Source organism: Brasilonema sennae CENA114 (assembly GCF_006968745.1).
Classification (GTDB): domain Bacteria; phylum Cyanobacteriota; class Cyanobacteriia; order Cyanobacteriales; family Nostocaceae; genus Brasilonema; species Brasilonema sennae.
In genome coordinates this window covers 1,002,980-1,023,357 of sequence record NZ_CP030118.1, presented here as the reverse complement: position 1 = coordinate 1,023,357, position 20,378 = coordinate 1,002,980, and the positions used below count along the sequence as shown (strand labels likewise).

18 protein-coding genes and 2 pseudogenes are annotated in these 20,378 nt (G+C 40.2%); 11 read left to right on the top strand and 9 right to left on the bottom strand.

The genetic code is table 11. The annotated features are described in order from the left end of the window. Window positions 1-34 precede the first annotated feature (34 nt). The 8 genes and pseudogenes from DP114_RS04330 (at window position 35) to DP114_RS04300 (ending at window position 8,417) form a co-directional block, all read left to right on the top strand. Entirely contained in the window at window positions 35-1,273 is a 1,239-nt protein-coding gene (locus tag DP114_RS04330) for an O-antigen ligase family protein (protein ID WP_171975532.1), read from the top strand. Further along, window positions 1,257-2,315, top strand: a complete 1,059-nt coding sequence (locus tag DP114_RS04325) for a hypothetical protein (protein ID WP_246163046.1) — start codon at window positions 1,257-1,259, stop codon at window positions 2,313-2,315. Before DP114_RS04330 ends, DP114_RS04325 begins: the two co-directional genes overlap by 17 nt. A 303-nt stretch (window positions 2,316-2,618) precedes the next feature. Next, window positions 2,619-3,488, top strand: coding sequence for a glycosyltransferase family 2 protein (locus DP114_RS04320; protein WP_171975531.1), 870 nt, complete (start codon window positions 2,619-2,621; stop codon window positions 3,486-3,488). Between the two features lie 88 nt (window positions 3,489-3,576). After that, a complete protein-coding gene (locus DP114_RS04315; RefSeq protein ID WP_169264654.1) occupies window positions 3,577-4,464 on the top strand; it encodes a hypothetical protein in 888 nt (295 codons plus the stop codon). 51 nt (window positions 4,465-4,515) lie between these two features. Further along, window positions 4,516-5,664, top strand: a complete 1,149-nt coding sequence (locus DP114_RS04310; protein WP_171975530.1) for a glycosyltransferase family 4 protein — start codon at window positions 4,516-4,518, stop codon at window positions 5,662-5,664. Between the two features lie 127 nt (window positions 5,665-5,791). Further along, window positions 5,792-6,562, top strand: a complete 771-nt coding sequence (locus DP114_RS04305) for a WecB/TagA/CpsF family glycosyltransferase (RefSeq protein WP_171975529.1) — start codon at window positions 5,792-5,794, stop codon at window positions 6,560-6,562. 59 nt (window positions 6,563-6,621) lie between these two features. Beyond that, a pseudogene (locus tag DP114_RS34670) lies at window positions 6,622-6,765 on the top strand (endo-1,4-beta-xylanase); the annotation flags it as partial. Window positions 6,766-6,983: 218 nt separating this feature from the next. Then, window positions 6,984-8,417: a sugar transferase gene (locus DP114_RS04300; RefSeq protein WP_171975528.1), complete on the top strand. Its 1,434-nt coding sequence runs from the start codon at window positions 6,984-6,986 to the stop codon at window positions 8,415-8,417. 219 nt (window positions 8,418-8,636) lie between these two features. On the opposite strand, the gene DP114_RS04295 is transcribed toward DP114_RS04300, so the two are convergent. The 3 genes from DP114_RS04295 to DP114_RS04285 form a co-directional block, all read right to left on the bottom strand. Then, complete coding sequence (locus tag DP114_RS04295) at window positions 8,637-10,790, bottom strand: pentapeptide repeat-containing protein (protein WP_171978114.1); 2,154 nt, start codon at window positions 10,788-10,790, stop codon at window positions 8,637-8,639. A 184-nt stretch (window positions 10,791-10,974) separates the two neighbouring features. Further along, window positions 10,975-11,982: a zinc-dependent alcohol dehydrogenase family protein gene (locus tag DP114_RS04290; protein ID WP_171975527.1), complete on the bottom strand. Its 1,008-nt coding sequence runs from the start codon at window positions 11,980-11,982 to the stop codon at window positions 10,975-10,977. 320 nt (window positions 11,983-12,302) lie between these two features. Then, window positions 12,303-12,875: a Uma2 family endonuclease gene (locus DP114_RS04285; protein WP_169264659.1), complete on the bottom strand. Its 573-nt coding sequence runs from the start codon at window positions 12,873-12,875 to the stop codon at window positions 12,303-12,305. A gap of 188 nt (window positions 12,876-13,063) precedes the next feature. Between DP114_RS04285 and DP114_RS04280 the strand changes: the two genes are divergently transcribed. Together DP114_RS04280 and DP114_RS04275 are read left to right on the top strand one after the other, a co-directional pair. Then, window positions 13,064-13,555 carry a hypothetical protein gene (locus DP114_RS04280; protein ID WP_169264660.1) on the top strand — a complete coding sequence of 164 codons (492 nt, stop codon included), beginning with the start codon at window positions 13,064-13,066 and terminating at the stop codon, window positions 13,553-13,555. Between the two features lie 463 nt (window positions 13,556-14,018). Continuing rightward, window positions 14,019-15,290 carry an EndoU domain-containing protein gene (locus tag DP114_RS04275; protein WP_171975526.1) on the top strand — a complete coding sequence of 424 codons (1,272 nt, stop codon included), beginning with the start codon at window positions 14,019-14,021 and terminating at the stop codon, window positions 15,288-15,290. Between the two features lie 307 nt (window positions 15,291-15,597). Here the strand turns inward: DP114_RS04275 and DP114_RS04270 are convergent, their stop codons facing one another. The 5 genes and pseudogenes from DP114_RS04270 to DP114_RS04250 all read right to left on the bottom strand — a co-directional run bounded on the left by DP114_RS04270 (window position 15,598) and on the right by DP114_RS04250 (window position 19,212). Next, complete coding sequence (locus DP114_RS04270; protein WP_171975525.1) at window positions 15,598-15,744, bottom strand: hypothetical protein; 147 nt, start codon at window positions 15,742-15,744, stop codon at window positions 15,598-15,600. A 191-nt stretch (window positions 15,745-15,935) separates the two neighbouring features. Beyond that, window positions 15,936-16,922, bottom strand: a complete 987-nt coding sequence (gene arsS, locus DP114_RS04265; protein WP_169264662.1) for an arsenosugar biosynthesis radical SAM (seleno)protein ArsS — start codon at window positions 16,920-16,922, stop codon at window positions 15,936-15,938. A 114-nt stretch (window positions 16,923-17,036) separates the two neighbouring features. Next, window positions 17,037-18,005, bottom strand: a complete 969-nt coding sequence (gene arsM, locus DP114_RS04260) for an arsenosugar biosynthesis arsenite methyltransferase ArsM (protein ID WP_171975524.1) — start codon at window positions 18,003-18,005, stop codon at window positions 17,037-17,039. Between the two features lie 111 nt (window positions 18,006-18,116). Then, window positions 18,117-18,224, bottom strand: a pseudogene (locus DP114_RS04255) (winged helix-turn-helix domain-containing protein); the annotation flags it as partial. A 700-nt stretch (window positions 18,225-18,924) separates the two neighbouring features. Next, window positions 18,925-19,212, bottom strand: coding sequence for a Mo-dependent nitrogenase C-terminal domain-containing protein (locus DP114_RS04250; protein ID WP_169264664.1), 288 nt, complete (start codon window positions 19,210-19,212; stop codon window positions 18,925-18,927). A 478-nt stretch (window positions 19,213-19,690) separates the two neighbouring features. Between DP114_RS04250 and DP114_RS04245 the strand changes: the two genes are divergently transcribed. Then, complete coding sequence (locus tag DP114_RS04245) at window positions 19,691-20,098, top strand: hypothetical protein (RefSeq protein ID WP_172195153.1); 408 nt, start codon at window positions 19,691-19,693, stop codon at window positions 20,096-20,098. 101 nt (window positions 20,099-20,199) lie between these two features. Here DP114_RS04245 and DP114_RS35675 read toward each other — a convergent pair whose 3' ends face one another. Then, a complete protein-coding gene (locus tag DP114_RS35675; RefSeq protein WP_256379340.1) occupies window positions 20,200-20,328 on the bottom strand; it encodes a hypothetical protein in 129 nt (42 codons plus the stop codon). Between the last annotated feature and the right edge of the window lie 50 nt (window positions 20,329-20,378).

The window sequence follows — 20,378 nt, the reverse complement described above, 5'->3', positions numbered from 1 at the left end:
AATTTTTTATCATCTTAATTACTAATAAATGCAAATGAACAATCAATTGATGAATCGCTGGGTGAGGAATTTAGAATTTGGAGTTTCCGTTATCTGGCTTCTGTATTTCATGGGTGTTAAGCTACCATCACCTTTCACCACGTTGCTGAATGCTTTAAGCTATCCAATTATTGCTATTTTGGTTATTTTACGATGGAAGCGTTTACCCTATGTTGCTACTAGAGATATACCTCTGTTGCTCTTTATTGGAACTACTCTGGCTTCTGTTTTATGGTCTGGCAATCAGAACATGACCTTAAAAGGTATTGGCGGTTTGTTGCGTATGTTGATGTTTGGGGCATACTTTGCAACTCGCTATAGCATTAAGGAGCAGATGAAAATCTTGTCTTGGGTGTTTGGCATAGCAGCAATTTTAAGTTTAGCACTTGCTTTAGTCATACCAAGTTACGGAATAGATAAAGAAGGATGGACAGGTATTTTTCCTTACAAAAACTTTTTAGGTTACACAATGAGTCTAGCAGCCATCCTTTTTTTGCTGACTGCTTTCAAAGAGCGAAGCCAAAACTGGTTTGCTTGGATCGGATTTGGTCTTGCGGTTAGCCTTATTATGCTAGCTCACAGTTCCGGTAGTTTAGTCAACATATTACTGTTAGTGTCACTAATCCCTCTTTATCAGCTTGTTAAACAGCACTATAAACTGCGGGTGATTTTTCTGGGCATAGTATGCGTTTTGGTGGGAGGTACAGCTTTATTTATTTTAGGTAATTTGGAAACTATCTTAGTTGATATTCTTGGAAAAAGTCTTGAATTGAACGGACGTACACCAATATGGACTTTAGCTATTGAGAAGGGAATGGAAAAACTTTGGCTAGGCTACGGGTATAACGCTTTCTGGAGTTCAGATGCTGGTATCTACATCATGATTAATACATGGTCTGGGTTACGTGAAACAGGCTTTAACTCTCATAACAGTTATTTAGAATTGTTTTTGAATTTAGGCTTTATAGGTTTGTTCCTGTATGCAATTAGTTTAGTAATTGTATTCATCAAAGCAGTTATTCTGTTACGTTCAACTCAACAAATAGAATTTATTTGGCATATTCAATTACTTATATTTCTTAGTGTAGCTAGTATGGCAGATACCAACTTCATTATGTCGGCTGCTAGTTCATATTGTTGCATTTATATCTCAACATCTCTATCAACTGCTATTGAATTTGAGAGAATTAGAAGAAAAAGCAACTTAAAAAAACTATATGCTCATTCAGGATAAGCTAATCGATAATCAAGGAGAAAAGATGTCAATACCTATAGCTTTTTTAATTTGCACAGAGCCTGGTCGTTTGGAAGGTCAATCTCTACTTTTAGCAGAAAGTATTCGTAAATATTGCGGCAACTTAAAAGATACACCTATATACAGTTTCCATCCCAGAATAGGTGAACCGATCTCTATCCAAACCCAGAAAGCATTTGAAACCTTGAAAGTTATTCATCAACAACTTCCCATAAATATAGATTTCCATGATTACTATTTGGCAAATAAGCCTTTGGTTTGCGCTTATGCAGAACAAACTATAGATGCAGACATTCTTGTCTTTCTAGATAGTGACAAATGCTTTTTCTCTGAGCCTAAAGAGTTTTTACTTCCACCTGGTTGTAATGTTGCTATACGTCCTGAGTATGGTAGAGGTATTGGCTCTACTGGGAGTCAAGATCCTCAAGATGAGTATTGGAAGAAACTGTATGAGGTGGTTGGTGTTAAGCGTGAGATATTTGTCAACACACCTATTGGCAACAAAAGAATTAGAGGATACTGGAATGCTGGATTGGTAGCTGTGAGAAGAAGTGCTGGTATCTTTAGCGCTTGGAAGGAAAATTTTGAGAAAGTAATGTACCTAAAGCTTAGCCCTACTCAGGGAAATTATTATGTTGAGCAATCAGTCTTATCTGCTACTTTATGTTCCTTTGAAGAGAACGTATTTAACTTACCTTTTTCTTATAATTACCCGTTGCCATTACATAACCGTTTATCTAAACAAGCACAAATAAACAGTTTTGATGAAATGGTGTCGATTCATTATTTTAATATGTTTTATTATCATGACTGGAAAAAACAGTTATTAAATTTAAAAAATCTTGAGACAAAATCAGAAAAATATCAATGGCTCTGCGAAGGAGTTATGAGACACAATATGCCATTTAAACCAGTTTTACATCGATATATATTGCAACTCAGAAAAATCGAAAAAAACCTGCATTTTTTTAAGATGAATATTCACTTAAGTGATTGGATAGAACGCGTAGCTCAACTCTAAAGTAACGGGAGCATCCCAATTTTGCAAAAATATGTTTGTCATTGCGAAGCGGAGTGAAGCAATCGCAAACTTTTGGAATTGCTTCGCTACCCTATGGCTGACGCCACGCCCCTAAGGGGGCGCGGAGCTAACGCGTCTACACTCCGTTACGCTCGCTGCGGACAATTAATCATCTGAGTTTGATATGACTTAAACATTTGGGATGCTTCCAAAGTAACTAGCTAACAGCAGATGAATGAAATATTAGTTGAATTTAAATTCGGAGTATGTTGGGGTTTGATGTAAAGGGAGAACTAATAACTTATGAAGCAGCCATTAGCAGTCATTATGACCTGTTATAACAGGCGCGATACAACTCTCGCCTGTCTGCGTGCATTGTATCAACAGACAAAGCCTTTTGATGTTTACTTAACTGATGATGGTAGTTCTGACGGCACTTCAGATGCGATTAAGGCTTCCTATCCACAAGTTCACATTCTTAAGGGTAATGGAAATTTGTTTTGGGTTGGAGGAATGAGACTCGCATTCGCTGAAGCTATGCAAAGGGGTTATGAGTATTATCTTTGGTTAAATGATGACACAATTCTTGAACCAGGCACCCTTGAGCATCTCTTAGCTATCTATAGAGGTTTATCCGAGCATGGTCATTCTAACTCCATAGTAGTAGGTTCAACAAAAGACCCACTAACAGGAAAACCTACGTACGGCGGTGCAGTAAGGTCAAAGCGTTGGTACTCCAATAAGTTTGAATTTTTAGAACCCTCTGAGCTTCTCCAAGAATGCGACACTATGTACGGTAATTGTGTGTTGATTTCACAGTTTGTAGCCAGAAAAGTAGGAAACTTAGACGCTGCATTTATTCATAGCTTTGGGGATCTTGATTATGGTCTAAGAGCGCGGAAATTAGGCTGTTCTATATGGGTTGCACCTGGTTATATCGGTACCTGTACCAAGAACTCAGTCCGCAATAGCTGGGCAGATACCGATTCACCTTTGTTAGAACGTTTGAAAAAGGTAGTTCAGGTTAAAGGATTTCCATTCAAACCCTGGACTGTATTTTGTAGTCGGCACTCTGGTCCATTCTGGCTCGCTTATTGGTTCTTACCTTATATACGTGCAGTAATAGGTTACAAAAATTTAGCAGCCTCTCCCACTTTTGCTGAGAAAACTTAAAAATGTAGCTCACCTTAATGCCTTATTAGCTTATTTGACAGCATAAGAACAGTGATTTAGGTACAGTAAAAACTGCGAAAGATAGCAAATGCTCAAACAAACAGAAAGATTAATAAAAGCTGTTGCAAAGGAAAGATTTTATCGCGTATTGAATAGCGTAAAGCTAATCAATACGCGACAGATTGACCAACTTATTTTAATGAATCAGTATCGACAACTGGCAGATGCAAAGGCTCTGCCAAAATTTCATGAAGTAGGCTTTCATACCTATTCACAAACTGATGAAGATGGTTTTTTGCTGTATATATTTTCTATTATTGGCACGACAAATAAAAAAGTAGTAGAAGTTTGTTGTGGAGATGGTGTTGAGTGTAATGCAGCAAATCTCATCATTAATCATGGTTGGAAAGGGCTGTTATTTGATGGAGATGCAGCACAGCTAAAAATCGGTAGGAAAATATATAACTTCATAAAAACTACAAGTAACAATCCTCCTCAACTGGTACAAGCCTGGATAACGGCTGAAAATGTCAATGAACTTATAGTTAATCACGGGTTTGAAGGTGAAATAGATCTTTTATCACTGGATTTAGACGGAATAGACTACTGGTTATGGAAGTCACTTAATTGTATTAAACCCAGAGTTGTTGTCCTTGAATACAACACTTATTGGGGAGCAGAAAAATCTGTTACTGTCCCCTATGACTCAAACTTTAGAGCTAAAGTGATTAACGGTGCATACTACTGTGGAGCATCGTTGAGAGCATTTGTTAATTTAGGTAATAAATTAGGTTATAGATTAGTTGGTTCAAATACAAGACAGTTCAATGCTTTCTTCATCAGGAATGATGTGGGTATAGATATTTTGCCAGAAGTAAGTGTTGATAGCTGTCTCTCATTGTATGACGATTGTTCAAAATCGCTCAATCAATATAACTTTCCATATATAGGTGAACTACCGTGGGAAGAAGTTTAAAAAATTTCAGTTTTCATTAGCTAGTTTTGCAAATCTATCCACAAATATGTTATGGGTAAACGCTTACTTCTCGTCTCTACTCTTGATTCAAGTCAACCATTCGGTGCCTTTACTAGACCGTTCTACCTTGGAGAATATCTGGTCAAATATTTTGAGGTTTGTCAGCTAGGTTTGGATTGTTCAGCAGTTAACTATGCACCTTCTGTATCTCTTGGCTCAAGAAGTTTGCGTTCATATGTTCAGGCTATTCAAAAGTGTATAGAGGAGTTCTGTCCTGATATCGTATACGCTCAAGAAACGCTACCTGGATTAGCTGCTCTAATTGCACTCACACTCACAAAACAGAAAAAATGCTCTCTTGTATTAGATTTTCATACTTTTTCTGCCTTTGAATACTGGAGCCGCTTGTCGTCTGTCGCAAATCCGTTCAAGGAATTTCTGCAATTTATTAAGACATACATTGCTCAGGGACTGCTGATCTTCTCTGGTAATCCAATTATTGCCGCCGGTGAATTAACTCCTCAACTCATCTCGCAGTGGTACGCTAAGAAGCCACACAATATTTACTGCATAGGTAATGGAGTTGCCGAAGACCTTCTGAATGCTCAGTTACCTCTAGCTATAGACCCTTACAAGGCACTACGACCTGCCAAGATAGCTGTTGTTGTGGCTCCCAAAACATTTCAGTTTCCCACTAACGACATGTCTGTATCTATGGCTATTGAAGTAGCTAAGTACCTTGAACATCAGCAAAAAGTACACTTTGTCGTTATTGGTCGTGATGCTAACGACATCAAGGAGGCACTACCATCGAACATAACTTTTGTTGGTTTTGTGCCAGAAAGAAAAGATTTTGTTGCTTATCTGAGGTATGCAGATGTAGGTCTTCTTCCATTTCCCAAACAGGCGGTTGCAGGTGGAGCTCGTAATAAAGCACTAGATTATTTCGCCAGTAGAAAATTGGTAGTATCAACACCTGAAGGCTTGAGAGGTTTAGAGGAATTTCATCATCTACAACATCTCTTAATAGCAGGATTCTCTGTCGAAGAATTTGCAAATGTAGTGCTTGATGCCGCCTTAAACCTGGAGAAATATCAGCCACTTACAGAAGCAGCGTATACATTGATTCGAGACAAATACTCTTGGAGTGCAAAAGCGCAGATAGTTGCTGAAGTTTTGATGCAAACAGTAAAGCATTAGCTACAACCAGCCAATTCATTACATAGTCACGCTCGGTAGCCCTGAAAGCGAAGTTTTGATCGTAGCTTCTGTCTTTTAGGGTGAATTTATTTTGTGGTTACTAAATAACAACCTAGGAGCAGCCTTTATGAAGGAAACATCATTAAAATTTCTTGGTGTTCAAGTCGATGCACTCTCCATCTCTGAACTCAACTCGTTAATTGCAGAATCGATTAAGCGAAATCAAAAGTGGATAATTGCCCATCACAACTTGCATAGCCTTCATATCTACCATCATGATCCTAAAATGCGCTCCTTCTATGCCTTGGCAGACTATGCGCATATTGACGGTATGCCTTTAATCCTTCTTGGGAGATTGCTTGGTTTTGCATTAAAGCGAGAGCAAAGAGTCACCTATGCTGACTGGGTATGGTCTCTAATGTCAGAGGCTGCTCAAAAGGGTTGGCGGGTGTTCTACCTTGGTTCAAAGCCAGGAGTTGCGGAACGAGGAGCGAGGATTTTGCGGGAGAAGTTTGCTTCTTTGCAGATTGCAACAGCCCACGGCTATATTGATATGCGAAAAGATAGCCAAGACAACCTTGCTACCTTGGCAGCCATAAAAGCTTATCAACCCCATGTGTTGATGGTGGGAATGGGCATGCCACGCCAAGAGTACTGGATTTTAAACAACCTAGAGCATATCCATGCCAATGCCATTTTGACTAGTGGTGCTTGCATGGACTATGTAGCTGGAGTGGTTCCAACTCCACCTCGCTGGATGGGAAAGTTAGGCTTGGAGTGGTCTTATCGCTTGTTAAGTGAGCCAAAAAGACTCTGGCGGCGGTATTTACTAGAGCCTTGGTTTGTAGCCAGACTATTCTTGCGAGAAATGTGGGCTTCTTACGATCAAGCAAGATAGAACTTTCAAGGATATAGATAAAACAGCACAGGTTTAATTGGTGCTTTAAATGTCAAAGAAGCGATCGCTACACCTGGTTAGCAACGTATGAGCCTCGCTCAGATGGTCTGCCAGTGCGTACCTTGCCACTAGACTCAAACTTCAAACCCAAGTTGGCATGGAATGCTATGGCAAGAGCGTTTGACCACGCTCCAAAACGTTGATTTTTTCACACAAAATTATTCTATTTTTTTCTCTTGGTGCAAGAGGGAGATGCTCCTGCGTTTATTCAACTTTCAAGCTGGCTTGCAATAATTCTATTTTATGAAGATTTTAGGAGCAACTTACAGCAATCCCAATCGCTTCGTCAAGCTACGATGTTTGACTAATCTGTTGAATCTCAAATTACCCCAGATCTATACATACAAAGGAAATGAGAATTATGTCTCATAGAAATATTTCACCTGGAGTGACTTTTAAACGAGACTTAAGGTCAGGAGACGTAAGAATACAGAGAGGAATAGCTATAAGATTACTACGAATAGTAACACTTGTATTACTAGATATTATTTTTCTCAGCTTAGCATGGAAGTTTGCAGTCTTTTATGGAACTTCATTAGACTCCCCTTGGACACAAAAAACATCTTTTCTACTACTAATTATCACAATTGAGATAGGCGTCATTGGAGTACAGGGTTTATATAAAGCTGGTATTCATCGTCGTAACTATTTTGGTCTAATCAAAGCCGTTTCGCTGTCAGAAGTTTTCCTCTTACTAATTGCTTTTCTTTACGAACCAGATAGCTATGTTTCGCGCTCAACTTTTATACTATTTTGGTTATCTTCCATAGCCCTTCTTTGTATTGGGCGGACTATTTTTGATGTGATAACTAAATTGATGCGTCAGAAAGGAGCAATTCGCTATCCCGTTTTTTTAATTGCTGAAACAGAAGCTCAAGAGGATTACATTAAGTTAATAGAACAAGAAAATTGCTACATAGTACAGGGGATTGCTGACTCTACCTGTCTTGATAAAGCTAACAGAGAAGTAACATTAGAATCTCTTCGCAATCAAGGGATAGTAGAGGCTTTTGTTTCTTGGAAGGCAGTTAAAAATCGTCTATATGTTTGCTGGCGTTTTCAGACAGCCGGCATTATCCTAAGAATACTCCCAACCGAGAGTATAGTTCGTTATCCTAAAACCATGTCATGGATCATTGGGATTGCTAAAATTCCCTGTCTGACAATTCCAATACCAATTATTGTAGGTAGTAGTTTTTGGGTAAAACGAAGTTTTGACCTATGTTGCTGCACTATTTTGTTAATCATTATTTTACCTGTCTATCTGGTGATTGCCTTGCTCATCAAGTTAGATTCTCCGGGTGCGGTCTTTTTCAGGCAAGAGCGTATTGGTCTGCATTCTAAGAAGTTCAAGATTTGGAAGTTTCGTACAATGGTTAGCAATGCGGAAAAAATGCAAAAAGACCTAGAAGCGAAGAATGAAATCAAAGATGGGGTTCTATTTAAAATGAAAGAAGACCCTCGCGTCACACGAGTTGGTAAATTCCTCCGCCGCTACAGTTTAGACGAATTACCGCAACTATTCAATGTTGTACTTGGGCAGATGAGTCTTGTTGGTCCCCGTCCTCTCCCCATTAGGGACGTAGAAAAGTTCCAGACATCTCACCTACTCCGACAAGAAGTTCTGCCTGGTATTACAGGATTGTGGCAAGTCTCTGGTCGCTCCAATATTGATAACTTTGAAGATGCAGTAAAATTAGATATTGTCTATATTGAGAATTGGTCTGTTTGGCTAGATTTGACAATTTTATTGAAAACTATCAAAGTTGTGATTTCAAAGACAGGTGCGTATTAACTATGAACGAATGGCAATAAGATAAGTAAGTCAACCTAATTAAATATAAAACGTTCTACCTGATAACTCCCTCGCTTTACTCTGGCTTGAATCTAGAGTTATTTTATTATGATTTACTATCCTTGTTGGATGTGTAACACGCAAGAAGGCACTACTAAACCAGAAGCAGTGAACACTGTAGAGTCACAGAAATGGAAAATTGGTAATCGCTGAAAAACGTTACTTGAGATAAATCAACAAATTCAATCCCGGAATTGTCCGAGACAGAGTCCACAAAAGTAGCGTGATGTAGAGTATACCCAAAATCCACTGATACCAGGCAAGTGTCGTGATGATGCCAGGAAGGTGTTCATCTCGCAAACGAATATCATTAAAGCCTAATTTCAGTAAGTTGTTAAGGCTAAAGTCGTAATAGTTAAGCCAATTCCAGCGGCGATTGCACAACAAAGGCAAATATCGCTCACGAAACATTTCATACCTAGGTATGACTGGCAAACGTCCAATCAGTAATCGTAACTGTCGCAAAGTTCCATCTTCTTTGAAGTAGGAAACGTCCATTAAGTTATGGTAGCGTCCTTGTTGGTAAAGTCGGAAGAATAAAGTTATTGGTAAGGGGACAATAATAACGAAAACACACCCTAGTGTGAGGCAAGGCTGTTCTCCACTCCAAAAGATAGCTAGGATACCAAAGAGTGAAAGAAGACTGAAACTACTTAGCATCCAAAAAGTTTCGTAACTTGTGGGAAGAATTGGTGCTGGAAGCAGGCGACGGAAACGATCAAGAAGCCAAAATAGGAATCCAAAGTAGGCGATCGCAATCAACCCCACACCAATCACCAACCAAAAATCTGTACCATACCCAGAAAGCAGCAGCAGTAAACTCAACATTAACCAATTCCGTGCTTGCAGCAACCAGTTAAATGGTGAAAGGGGTTCATCAACTATTAACAGTGAACTGACTCGCGTGTATGTGTCATAATCCATATCAGCCAAAGTGAGTAACTCAGTTTTGTGATGAAATAGTTGTTGAAAACGTTGGGTGGCGATCGCTGTTGCTTGAGTTTTTGAAAAACCCAGATTCATCAAACGTTCTTGGGAAGCAGTGTTTATATTCGTACCTATCAGACGACGGCTTAAATCTTCTAATTGCAAACGCTGCTTTTTATACTCAAACTCATTAGCATCACTGATTTGCTGTAACTGACGGAAATTTTCTCCTAAATTCCGCAAGACGCTTTGATTTCCTTGTAATCCAGATACCACAAGCTTTTTACCAATTTGACCTGGATTGCCTAAAATCTTTGCTTGGTTAGAGTTAAAAATGAGACTGGAGACATTCACATAAGCACTTTTTGCAAATCCAGCATCACTAAAATCTGCAGAGTTGATAATATTAGCACCTTGCAGATTGACATATTTGTTAAATTGTGTATTTACAAAAGTGACAGCTTGCTCAAATGTTGCTTCTACAAAAAAGAGAAACTGTCTGAACATAGCTTTTGTAAACTGTGCTTGAGCGCAAAAATGTGCATTAGAAAAATCAGCATTTCCTTGCCATTGTACACGACTAAATTTAGCCAATTGCTTAAAATCTACCTGAGTAAAATTGGCTATATCCTCAAAAGTGCTGTCTTGGAAATTCGCACTTTCCTGAAATTGCGCTTGCTTAAAATTAGCTTTCTCAAAAAATATACTACCTTGAAAGTGGCTTTCTTTCTTAAAAGTTGCACTGCCAAAGCTAACTGCACGGCTGAATCTTGTTTCAGTCCAATTTACCTGCTGATTAAAAATAGCACCTTGAGCATCCACAGGCTGAAGGAAAAATGTATTCGCAAACTGTACAGTTCCGTCGAAGTGAGTTTCCAGCAGTGTCAGCGAACCACGAAAAACACTGATTTCACTTGATAAAGGTAACTGAGTTGCTAAAAGCGACTTACAATCTTTAGAACTAGGAAAAGCCAAGGCAAGTGACTGCAAACAAATTTCGCGTAGACGTTCTAATTGTTCTTGTTCGGTTGAGATCAAAATGGGGGCGACCGCTTGAGTATACAAAGGCGTTCTCAAACTCAAATTACTACCAATAAAATCTCCCTGAATCAGAGAACGACTTAAGTCTAAACCCAAAGGTTTTGAGCCTGCTTTTTGCAATTCCTTTCGCAAAATTTGATAAAAATTATCTCGAAAGCTGGCATTTTCTGGTCCTAAATCTATCACCATTTTCCGTAAATCTACCACAACACTACCTTCACGAAGAATGGGTGTATGCAGCCGTTCTTGTAATAATTCTGGAGTTAAAGGAGTACGTTCTATTTGTGCAGGTGCACCCCATGCGGGTGAAGGTTGTAAAAACAACAACAGCGCACATAGACTCATCAACCAGCCAGCGGTTTTGAGCCAATTTACCCAGAAAACCTCGTTCCTGGGCTGCTGCCTGGTAATGCATTCAAAGAGGCTCCGCCTCGTCATAATATAAAAATGGAGGTAAAACCTCCGAGTTTTTATTCCCTGGTAGAACCAGAGAACGAGGAAATAAAAATTTCTCAAAAGAATGTTCGTATCATTTATCTTCTACTAGTAAGATAATTTTACCTGTTACAGACCCCGTTTCGAGCAAATGGTGAGCTTTTGCTGCTTCTTCTAGCGAAAAAGTATGACTAACTTGGATTTGCAATTTGCCTGCATCAATCCATTTCGCACACTGTTCTAAAATTTCTGCTTGATGTTGCTGCGCCTCTACAATTCCTTGCAACATTGGTATCAGCATGAATTCTAAACCAATACGAAGATTACGTTGTCTGGCAGATTTCCAAACGGTATTGGCATCTGGTTCTAGTATTGTGACTATATCGCCATAAACTCGCACTGCTGGAAAAGTTTTGTGCAAAGTCTCTGAACCTACGGTGTCAAAAGCTAAGTCTACACCTTCCCCATTTGTCCAATCGAGTGCGGCTTGCACAAAGTCTCTCTGTTTGTAAAAAATAACATGGTCTGCACCGAGCTTGTGAACAAAATCTGCTTTCTCTTGAGTACTTACAGTCGTGCAGACACTAGCACCTTTGAGCTTTGCCAATTGAATTGCTACATGCCCGACTCCACCAGCACCAGCATGAATTAATACTCTTTCTCCAGGTTCCAAGCGTCCCCGTTCGTATAAAGCTTCCCAGGCGGTGATTAACACTAACGGTGCTGCTGCTGCTTCTGCAAAGGATACAGAAGCGGGTTTACGAGCAACAAATCGCTCATCAATAGTTGTATACTCAGCATAATTGCCTTGGTGTGCGCCCAAGCCACCATTACAGAAATAGACTTCATCGCCGACGCGAAACTTCTGAACGCCAGCACCCACAGCCTCGACAACACCTGCACCATCACATCCTAAAATAGCGGGCATTTTATCGGGATAGAAAGTGCCACGTTTACGAAGTTTGGTGTCAATAGGGTTAATGCCTGCTGCTCGTAAGTGTACCAGAAGTTCAGTTTCTCCTAAACGAACGCCAGGGTTTTGTATATCCTGCAGTTGCAGAACTTCGGGATCGCCAGCTGCTGTCATTAAAACTGCTTTCATGATTTCTTCCTCTGTGCTAAAGGTAGTTGCACTTGACAATTTAGCGCAAAGGGGAGTGAGGGAGTGAGGGAACCAGAGAGTGACGGAGGGAGTGAGGGAGTGAGGGATAGGGTTTGACGTTTTTGTTCAAAGTTAAAAATATGCAGATTAAAAGCGCGACAGTTTATGAGCAATTCAAAATTCAAAATCTGCTCTACAAGTACGCTTGTTCTACAAAATTCATGTATTACTTTATATATAAAAATCGAAGCTTTATTACGGCTGTGGGTTGATGTATAGAAAGGATTATTAATCCTTTGATTATCCAACCTTAAGCATCTCTATATTTCCGAGAATAAAACATCTTCGTAAACCTCTGCGAGTGAACAGGAAAAATTTATACTCGTTAACTCTAAATCTTGATTAATTCTATAGCTGTAAAGCACCCATCTTCCTTCAGAATTGCGTCGAAAACAATCAACACGCTGGCGAGTTTGACGGATTTTGACATATTCTTGCAATGTTTCTAATTCTTGATAGTCACTAAATTTATCGCCCCGGTCAAAAGCTTCTGTCGATGGTGATAAAACTTCTATAATTAAGCTGGGATAGCGTTTGAAATATTCAAATTTTGTATCTCGTTGGTCGCAAGTTACCACGATATCAGGATAGTAGAAAATATTCAGTGTTTCAATGCGGGCTTTCATGTCAGCGACGTAAACACGACACCCTGTTCCTCGGATGTGATTTCTTAGCAGGGTAAGTAAGTTAGCTGTAATTGTTACATGGGCATCACTTGCACCGGACATTGCATAAATCTGCCCTTGAATATATTCATGTTTAATCGGGCTAGATTTTTCGGTTTCTAAGTACTGTTCTGGGGAAAGATAGGGATGAGATTGACTAAGAGTCATTGAATAACTCCAGTTATATAGCTGTGGTTTATCGTTGCTAGGGTTGTTTCTATTTTAAGTTGATCCTTTGATTTATTTTCCGCTTTGATTTTTGAGAATCACTTGTGGAAACTCTTAACAGCGAATAGGGAAAAAGGTTTACCTAGTTGAGCGAAAATCAAATAGGAGTCTTATAGTAACATAAAAAAATGGCTAGAATTATTTACGAAACTGAAAATAGCTTAGAAATAACACAACTCAGAGCAGAAGTTTTGTCAAAACGTAATTGTGGAGAGGTTTTGTTTGAAATCCAAAAAATAATTTCAGATGAAACTCTTGAAACCTCTAAAAACATGACTGCAATTCTTGATTTATTTGTGAGCCAATTCGGGTATTCTGGTCTTGGGGTGCGCTGGAAAGAAGTGAATCAAGAAGATGCGCAAAAAATCCTAAGTTTTATTATGACGAAAGATTTGGCTTACTCTGTGCAATTAATGAGCTTAGAAGAAGCAGAGAACATTATTGTTAAATTATTTGAATTTTTCCCAGAGCATTGCAAATTTTTCACCAATGCATCATTTCGGAACAATTACTCTGGCATCAGTGGATGGGATTCAATTACAAAAGCCACATTCGACACAGGGATTATTGTTGTCAGTGATAGACGAATTGGTATTCTCTGGGTTCAAGATGAAGATTAAGCAGAAGTCAGTGAAGAAGTGGGGAAGCACCCGAGCAGCGGGCAGGGGGAGGAGAGTATACTTCGATTGAACTCATAAAATTTTTAAAAATCTCACACGTGTAGAGATGTTGCATGCAACGTCTCTACATATAGTAGTCCTAAATGATTCATAAAATTCTTTGTTTCTTGTCTTGGCGACGCCAGTCGCCTCAAGTCGGGGAACCCGCCCAGGCGAAAGCGGCTCCTCTTTGCGTCTTGGCGGTTCGATAATTTTTACAACTCAAATAGGATTCCTATAGATGAGCGTTTGTGCAAATTATCTGATTTGAACCATATTGAAATGATCAATTCAAGAAAAGTTAGCATTGAAATGGTTAATAACTTGTTAATCAACAATTAATCAAACAATAAATGATTGATAACGTTATAACTATCAATTCCTATTTCAATGAGTAATGAGTTAAGCATTAACCCTGTTAAATATGTCTAAGTTAGCATTACCATTGAAGATAGCAGGAGGAGCCATCTTACTCCTTTCCTTTTTTTCATCTAGAGTAAATAGTGTTACTATTTCAGAGGGATTTGAGAACGGTACGAAAGGCAGTTATACAGCAGGTGATGTCACCCTGAGTACAGGCGTTTGGAATTTTAATGATGCCCTAATCGGTAATCTTTCAACGGATGTTAAGAGCGGAACACAATCTGCTCGCATTCGCAATAACGGCAAAGTGACGATGAAATTTGATCGTACGGGTGCTGGTACAGTTACTATCAAACATGCCAAGTTTGGTTCTGATGCTAGCACCACTTGGGAGTTGTGGTGTTCAACCAATAGCGGATCTTCATGGGCAAAAATAGGTTCGACAATTACCACAAGCTCTACATCACTTCAAACAGCAACTTTCGCTCCTAATCTTTCTGGAACAGTTCGCTGTGAAGTCCGCAAAACTGATGGAAGTTCAAACAGAACCAATATTGATGACATTGAAATTACCGATTATGGCTCTTCTCCTCCTTCTTCCTCTCTACCTCCCGGTTCTGTACCATTCTTTGACAATATCAACAACCCTGTCTCTGGTTTAGCTTACGGTAGCCCAGCCGATGTCACACCTCCCGCGCCAGTACCAAACAGCTTTGACACAGCAGTGACTAATCTTTGTGGAGCACCTGGTACAGTCGTCAGTCGTGCGGGTTTCCAGTCTATGATGCAGAACAACTCTACTGTCTTGGCAAATATCAAGCAATCTGTGGGAGGATATCTTAAACCAGGACGCACCACAGATGCAGCTTTCTTGGATGACTTGACTGATGTCTGGTTTAATGCGCAGGCTTTTGATCATATCTTTTGCGGGGAACCAGTTCAAGGCGGTTCAATTGGGGGACTCCACTTTGTCGCTCGTTATGTAGAGCTTCAGCAGAAGGGTTTAGCTGGGCGGTTAGACAACAATACATCCAGAGAAGAGGTTGTTCCCGGTACAATTTACACTATGGGCGTTGTGATGAAAGTTGGTAGTGGTACTGCTCAGTCTTCTATCAAAGGTTATCCCTACACCCTCAACGCTGAAGAGATTCTATCGAAAGCATCTCTAGGTTACAAGAACAACCCAAATACCACCTCGACTAACACGGTTTGTAATTTGAGCGTAACTGACGAGGGTAAAACATTTACAGCCATCTTTGTCAGGAGAGATGGCGGGATTCGCACTTTCTATCCTGATGCTACCCCCGATAGTAACCCCAATTGTACGCAGTAATGATGAAGTCTGGTTAATCGGCTATCTATCAAGAACCGCGCCTCGTACTGCGCTCGCTAGGGTGTCTCAGATCTTGCACCATAATTCTCGTCCGCCAAGAAATAAATTCTGAGGCTAAGAGTTTAAGTCCGTTTTAACGGACTTTGGCTATGAGCCTTGAACTTAAGTTCAAGGCGTACTAAAGTCAAGGTGCAACATCTCAGGTGTGAGGAGATTTCAACTCCGCATCCATCCCAAAAAAATAAAAGCCGTGAAACATTCAATTTCACGGCTTTTGTTGTAGTGTGAGGAGCTAAACTTTCTATCATCATAATGCTAACTGACGAGTATAAACACGCTCGTAACGATTTTGGTAACAGAAATTTTTCTGCCAGTATTCACAACCTTTCTCGCCTGTGGTGAACTCACACCCTTGCGTACCATCCTCAGATGGGGTGACTTTGTGTTTACACATCAAAAAATAAATAACCGTGGAAGCTGAGATTAGTCCACGGCTATAAATGTGGTGTGAGGAGACTTAACTTAGGATCATCATAAACTTATTCAACTCTTGGTTAGGCGCTCGTAACAGTTTTGGTAACGAGATTATTTTGAAGCCGCACAAATCAGTTGTTCAAGCCTTTCTCAGACAATCATGCAAGAAATTTACACCAAAGCGCCACCACAGCTCGAACCAGTACCAGCTGTACAGCCATAACAATAAGCTGCTGTCTGTACCTGATTTATCAAGTCCAAAGAACCAGTTTCTAGCAACTTGGCGACTGTCAGGTTTTCCCCGTCGCGAGTTTTTGCAGGTACATTCATCATTTGGTTGAAGTCGCAGTCATACACATTACCCAGATAATCAATTGAAATTTCATCGAGACACATCAAATGTTCAACTGTACCAGCATTGAAGTGAGATTCTAAAAACTGCAAATAAGGAGTATAGAGTTTCTTTCTTTCTAGAGACAGTTTTGTTCTCCCGACTGGTAAGTTGGTAATCGTAAATAGATTGTTAAAAGTAATATCAAAGTTCTCTTGTAAATATTGCTTGTAATCTCTTTCCAGCTTTGTTTGGTTTGGAGTTAGGGAAAATTTCTCATCTTTCGGTAATTGTGGATTATAGACTAAATCCACAATTAAATCTGGCTCTTTCCCATAACCTAGTTGATTCAGCCATTGCAGTGCTTTAATGGAGCCATCATACACACCAGCACCGCGCATTTTATCGACATTATCTGACAAATAGCAGGGCAGAGAAGCAACAACACGAACTTTATGTTTTGCAAAGTATTCTGGTAAATCAGCAAAGCCATCTTCAAAAAAGATAGTCAAATTAGACCGGACAATAACCTGTTTACCTGTTGCTCTTGCTGCTTCTACCAATGGTTTGAAACCATAATTCATTTCTGGTGCGCCACCAGTCAAATCAACAATTTGAATTTGAGGAAATCTCTGAATAATCTCAATCAATTGTTGGCAAGTTTCTGGAGAAAGTTCTTCTGTGCGTTTTGGTCCCGCTTCTACATGACAATGGCTACAAGCAAGGTTACAACGCTTACCTAAGTTAATTTGTAAAACTGTGATTTCTTTTTTTGTTAAAGGAGAGGCGAGTTTTTGTTTGAAAGGTGTGATTGCTGTTTGAATCATTGTCTCATTTCTATAGATAAAATATGTGTTTGATTTTGTCTATTATCTCGTTTATCTCGTTCCCATACAGAGCATGGGAACGAAAAACGAGGAAAGATAAAACACACGCTAAAATTAACAACATCCACCACCGTTATAATACCAAGTTGAATCAGTCATCATTATTTTATCTGGCATTAACGCTGCAAGTTTTGCTGCAGTTTTATCACACACTGATGCTGGTATTCCACGCTGAAGAATATGACCCGCATCATCATCAAAAAATGGTTCTGGACCAGCATAAATGGCTGTTTTTCCTGTAAAAACACAAGCGCCATCTTCAGGAATGATAACTTTGAAAGCGACAGAATCTAGACTTTCTAAAAGAAGATTCTCTTCTATGTCATAAGTTTGGGAATCGAGCAAACGGTAGGGGCGACGGGCGCGAATTTCGACTTGCCCAAAGCCTGCACTTATAATACGCTGAATATACTCTTCATAAGTGAGTGCGCCTGATAAACACATTGCTCGCAGTCGCTCATCTTTTTGCAGATGTTGTGGAATGGGACGAGTCGCAATTGGATCACTCATCTGCAATTTTCCACCTGGTTTTAACACCCGGTATGCTTCTTGCAAAGCACGAGTTAAATCTTCTGGTTCAAAGATATTGAAAAGGCAATTTTGGGCGACGATATCAACAGAATTATCACCAACAGGTAAGTTAAAGGCATCGCCTTCACGAATTTCTACAAAGCTGGTGTCAAACCAAGGATTTTCTTGAGCAGCAATTTCCAAGTTACGTACAGCAGCTTGACGCATTTCTGCTACTGGATCAACCGCAATAACAGCACCAGAACGCTGAGAAAAATAGGCAAATTGCAAAGCTTCTAAACCACCACCAACTCCAACATACAGTACCGTGGGTTGATTCCCGAGTTCGGTGGAATGAACAGTCGTCCCGCAACCATAGTTCATTTCCTGCATTTTCCGAGGAATTTTCAAGCCTGGTAATTGCAAGGGTGTGCTTTGCACACAACAAAGTCCGACTTGCGGTGTTTGGGCGACTTCACTGTAAAACTGCGCCGCTGTTTCAAGATAACTCATTGCACTCGCTGATGTTGACTACCGTCTTTAAGTGTAGCGGGAACTAAATCGGTAATTTCATATCAATTGGGTAATTTAATTATCTAGCAAATGCAGTATGGGGCGTTCAGATTATTCTCGTAGTGCGTAACCAACTCCACGCACAGTTTGAATGAGACGCTTTTCCTCATTCGCCTCCAATCTCAGCCGCAAGTCGCGAATGTAAAACTTATTGATGCTGTAAACCAGGTAGCATCCAGTCCAATATTACTAAATCTGGATGAGACTCTCGTGCAGTCGTTATAACCCTTTCACAACACAACAATCAAAATTGTGTTAAACTTTTTTCAAAAACTTGATTTATTTACGCCACCAAAAGAGCGATTATATTTGGCACTAGATGAAGCTAACAGATTATAAAGGTTCTTAAAATAAATCTTGCTATGTACAAAACCGCAGATGTTGCGGTTATAAAAAAGAGACATTGATGAATTCATTACCTAAATTCTGCCCTTGCTGCAAAATATGTTATGGGCTATCGGACGGAAAGTTGATTTTGAACCAGCAATGAATGAGGTGAAAGTAGAAGAAGCAAAGAGAAATGAAAACAAGTATTTATTAATGTTGTGCGGAATGTATTTGAAGCAATTCCATAAGCAGAGACTGTTAAATCGGAAATTGAGAGTAACACCAATTTCAATCAAGTCTGTTTTCATGTTGACAATGGCACTGAACCTATTTTTCCAGAGATTTTACCCGACCTAACCCAGCAATTTTACTCTACAAAATATTTTGACACTGGGTTCGGACTTGCTATTACCAAATACATTCTGGAAGTTGATAGTGGAGAGCTTTTGATAAAATAAAATCTTGCGCAAAGTACCACGAGCAGCGTGCAATCATCTATAGTAACTGCATAATATAACTAGCAGGCGTACTATTAGCAATAGGCTGTTACATCTTCACCACATTCATCAGCAAGATAACACAAAGCTTTGAAACGCAAGGTCACCACTTCTTCATAAAGAGGATTTAACTTACACATAGGCGGAATGTGAAATAGCTTGCGACCAAATAGTGTAATGTCACGTTCAAAAGGACATTGAGCAGGAATTAGTTTGCAGAGTGAATGAGCTAATTTTGCGTTATGAATTTCTATTGAATCAAGCCATTGACGAACAGGTTGCAGAAGGTCGTGTTGTGGGCGGACTTGAGTAAAGCTAGTCATAATGAATTACCATCACTTGATAGTTGCAAAGTTGGTCTTGTTTGTTGGGTTTGAACCCTTTCCTATATATCTATAGGGAGCAGTTGTCTGTCTTATGCAGTTCTTTTTTGTTCTCTTGTTTGGGAACACTCATTACTACAAACTCTAGCTACAGTGTTCCGGACGATTTCTTCGACATTTTTGTTGCACATAGAATTTTTCGTACTGAAGGCATTTGACATCCTCAGCTATATAAGCAAAACGTACCTTTTCAGTTCCAAATTCTTGGTTTTCTCTTAGTCCACGTAGGTAGTCAGACAGCGATCAGTTCAGAGTCCTTATTTCCCTCCAGAAGAAACAAGGACTCCGAATGATGGTAAAGCCGCGCGCGCGAATGACCAATGATTTCTTGATGGTACAAGCCTCCGCACCCGTCAGTGGAATCAATTCTTTAATCCGTCTTGAAAAGCTTTGAGTCTCCTCTGGAGACGCTGCGCGTATGCCTAACGGCACGCCTTACGGCGAACGCATGATTGCCTGCGCTTTGCGCTTACGGAGGAAACCTCCCTCCGGGTTCGCCAGTCCCCCAAACTCCTGCAAAGACGCACTCGCGTTCGTGACGGAAACCGCCCTATGCCCTGCGGGCACGCTGAGTCCCAAGGGGACACGCGCAAGGGACGCTAACGGGTTCGCCACTTTGCCAATCTCCTGCACCAGACGCACTCGCGTTCGTGACGGGAACCGCCCCTACGGGGTTCACCAGTCACCTGCGGAGGGAAACCCTCCCGCAGTGCTGGTTCACCAAGACGGCAAGTGGACTCACCAAGACGGGGGCTGGACTCACCGCTCAAACTTTTCGCAAAATCCAAAATTGTCTGACGGCTTTTGGTGCGCCAGTCCCTTTTAGGGTAAACTGGGTAAACTGACATCTGTTAAACGGCGATTAATGGAGCGCTACAAGTTGTATATACCAACTGCGAAGGTGACTACATTGATAAGCTAGATTAGTTAGCGATCGCCAATGGTTGCTCCTTCTCCTGCATCGCCATTAGCAGTAAAAATCTGGACAATCGTTGCTGAGTAACGTGACGTGCGCGTGTAGTTGAGTAGGTTTTTGAGTAGTGATACCCTCACCAACCACAGGATCTATTCGTTAAATACTCGCAATTTTGGATACGCTTGCCCAG

Bases quoted from the DNA above. Each gene is read 5' to 3' on its own strand.
- arsM (WP_171975524.1), bottom strand. From the start codon at position 18,005: ATGAGTTATCTTGAAACAGCGGCGCAGTTTTACAGTGAAGTCGCCCAA.
- DP114_RS04250 (WP_169264664.1), bottom strand. From the start codon at position 19,212: ATGACTAGCTTTACTCAAGTCCGCCCACAACACGACCTTCTGCAACCT.
- DP114_RS04275 (WP_171975526.1), top strand. From the start codon at position 14,019: ATGTCTAAGTTAGCATTACCATTGAAGATAGCAGGAGGAGCCATCTTA.
- DP114_RS04245 (WP_172195153.1), top strand. From the start codon at position 19,691: ATGCCTAACGGCACGCCTTACGGCGAACGCATGATTGCCTGCGCTTTG.
- DP114_RS04315 (WP_169264654.1), top strand. From the start codon at position 3,577: ATGCTCAAACAAACAGAAAGATTAATAAAAGCTGTTGCAAAGGAAAGA.
- DP114_RS04270 (WP_171975525.1), bottom strand. From the start codon at position 15,744: ATGTGTAAACACAAAGTCACCCCATCTGAGGATGGTACGCAAGGGTGT.
- DP114_RS04300 (WP_171975528.1), top strand. From the start codon at position 6,984: ATGTCTCATAGAAATATTTCACCTGGAGTGACTTTTAAACGAGACTTA.
- arsS (WP_169264662.1), bottom strand. From the start codon at position 16,922: ATGATTCAAACAGCAATCACACCTTTCAAACAAAAACTCGCCTCTCCT.
- DP114_RS04325 (WP_246163046.1), top strand. From the start codon at position 1,257: ATGCTCATTCAGGATAAGCTAATCGATAATCAAGGAGAAAAGATGTCA.
- DP114_RS04305 (WP_171975529.1), top strand. From the start codon at position 5,792: ATGAAGGAAACATCATTAAAATTTCTTGGTGTTCAAGTCGATGCACTC.
- DP114_RS04285 (WP_169264659.1), bottom strand. From the start codon at position 12,875: ATGACTCTTAGTCAATCTCATCCCTATCTTTCCCCAGAACAGTACTTA.
- DP114_RS04295 (WP_171978114.1), bottom strand. From the start codon at position 10,790: ATGAGTCTATGTGCGCTGTTGTTGTTTTTACAACCTTCACCCGCATGG.
- DP114_RS04310 (WP_171975530.1), top strand. From the start codon at position 4,516: ATGGGTAAACGCTTACTTCTCGTCTCTACTCTTGATTCAAGTCAACCA.
- DP114_RS04320 (WP_171975531.1), top strand. From the start codon at position 2,619: ATGAAGCAGCCATTAGCAGTCATTATGACCTGTTATAACAGGCGCGAT.
- DP114_RS04330 (WP_171975532.1), top strand. From the start codon at position 35: ATGAACAATCAATTGATGAATCGCTGGGTGAGGAATTTAGAATTTGGA.
- DP114_RS04280 (WP_169264660.1), top strand. From the start codon at position 13,064: ATGGCTAGAATTATTTACGAAACTGAAAATAGCTTAGAAATAACACAA.
- DP114_RS04290 (WP_171975527.1), bottom strand. From the start codon at position 11,982: ATGAAAGCAGTTTTAATGACAGCAGCTGGCGATCCCGAAGTTCTGCAA.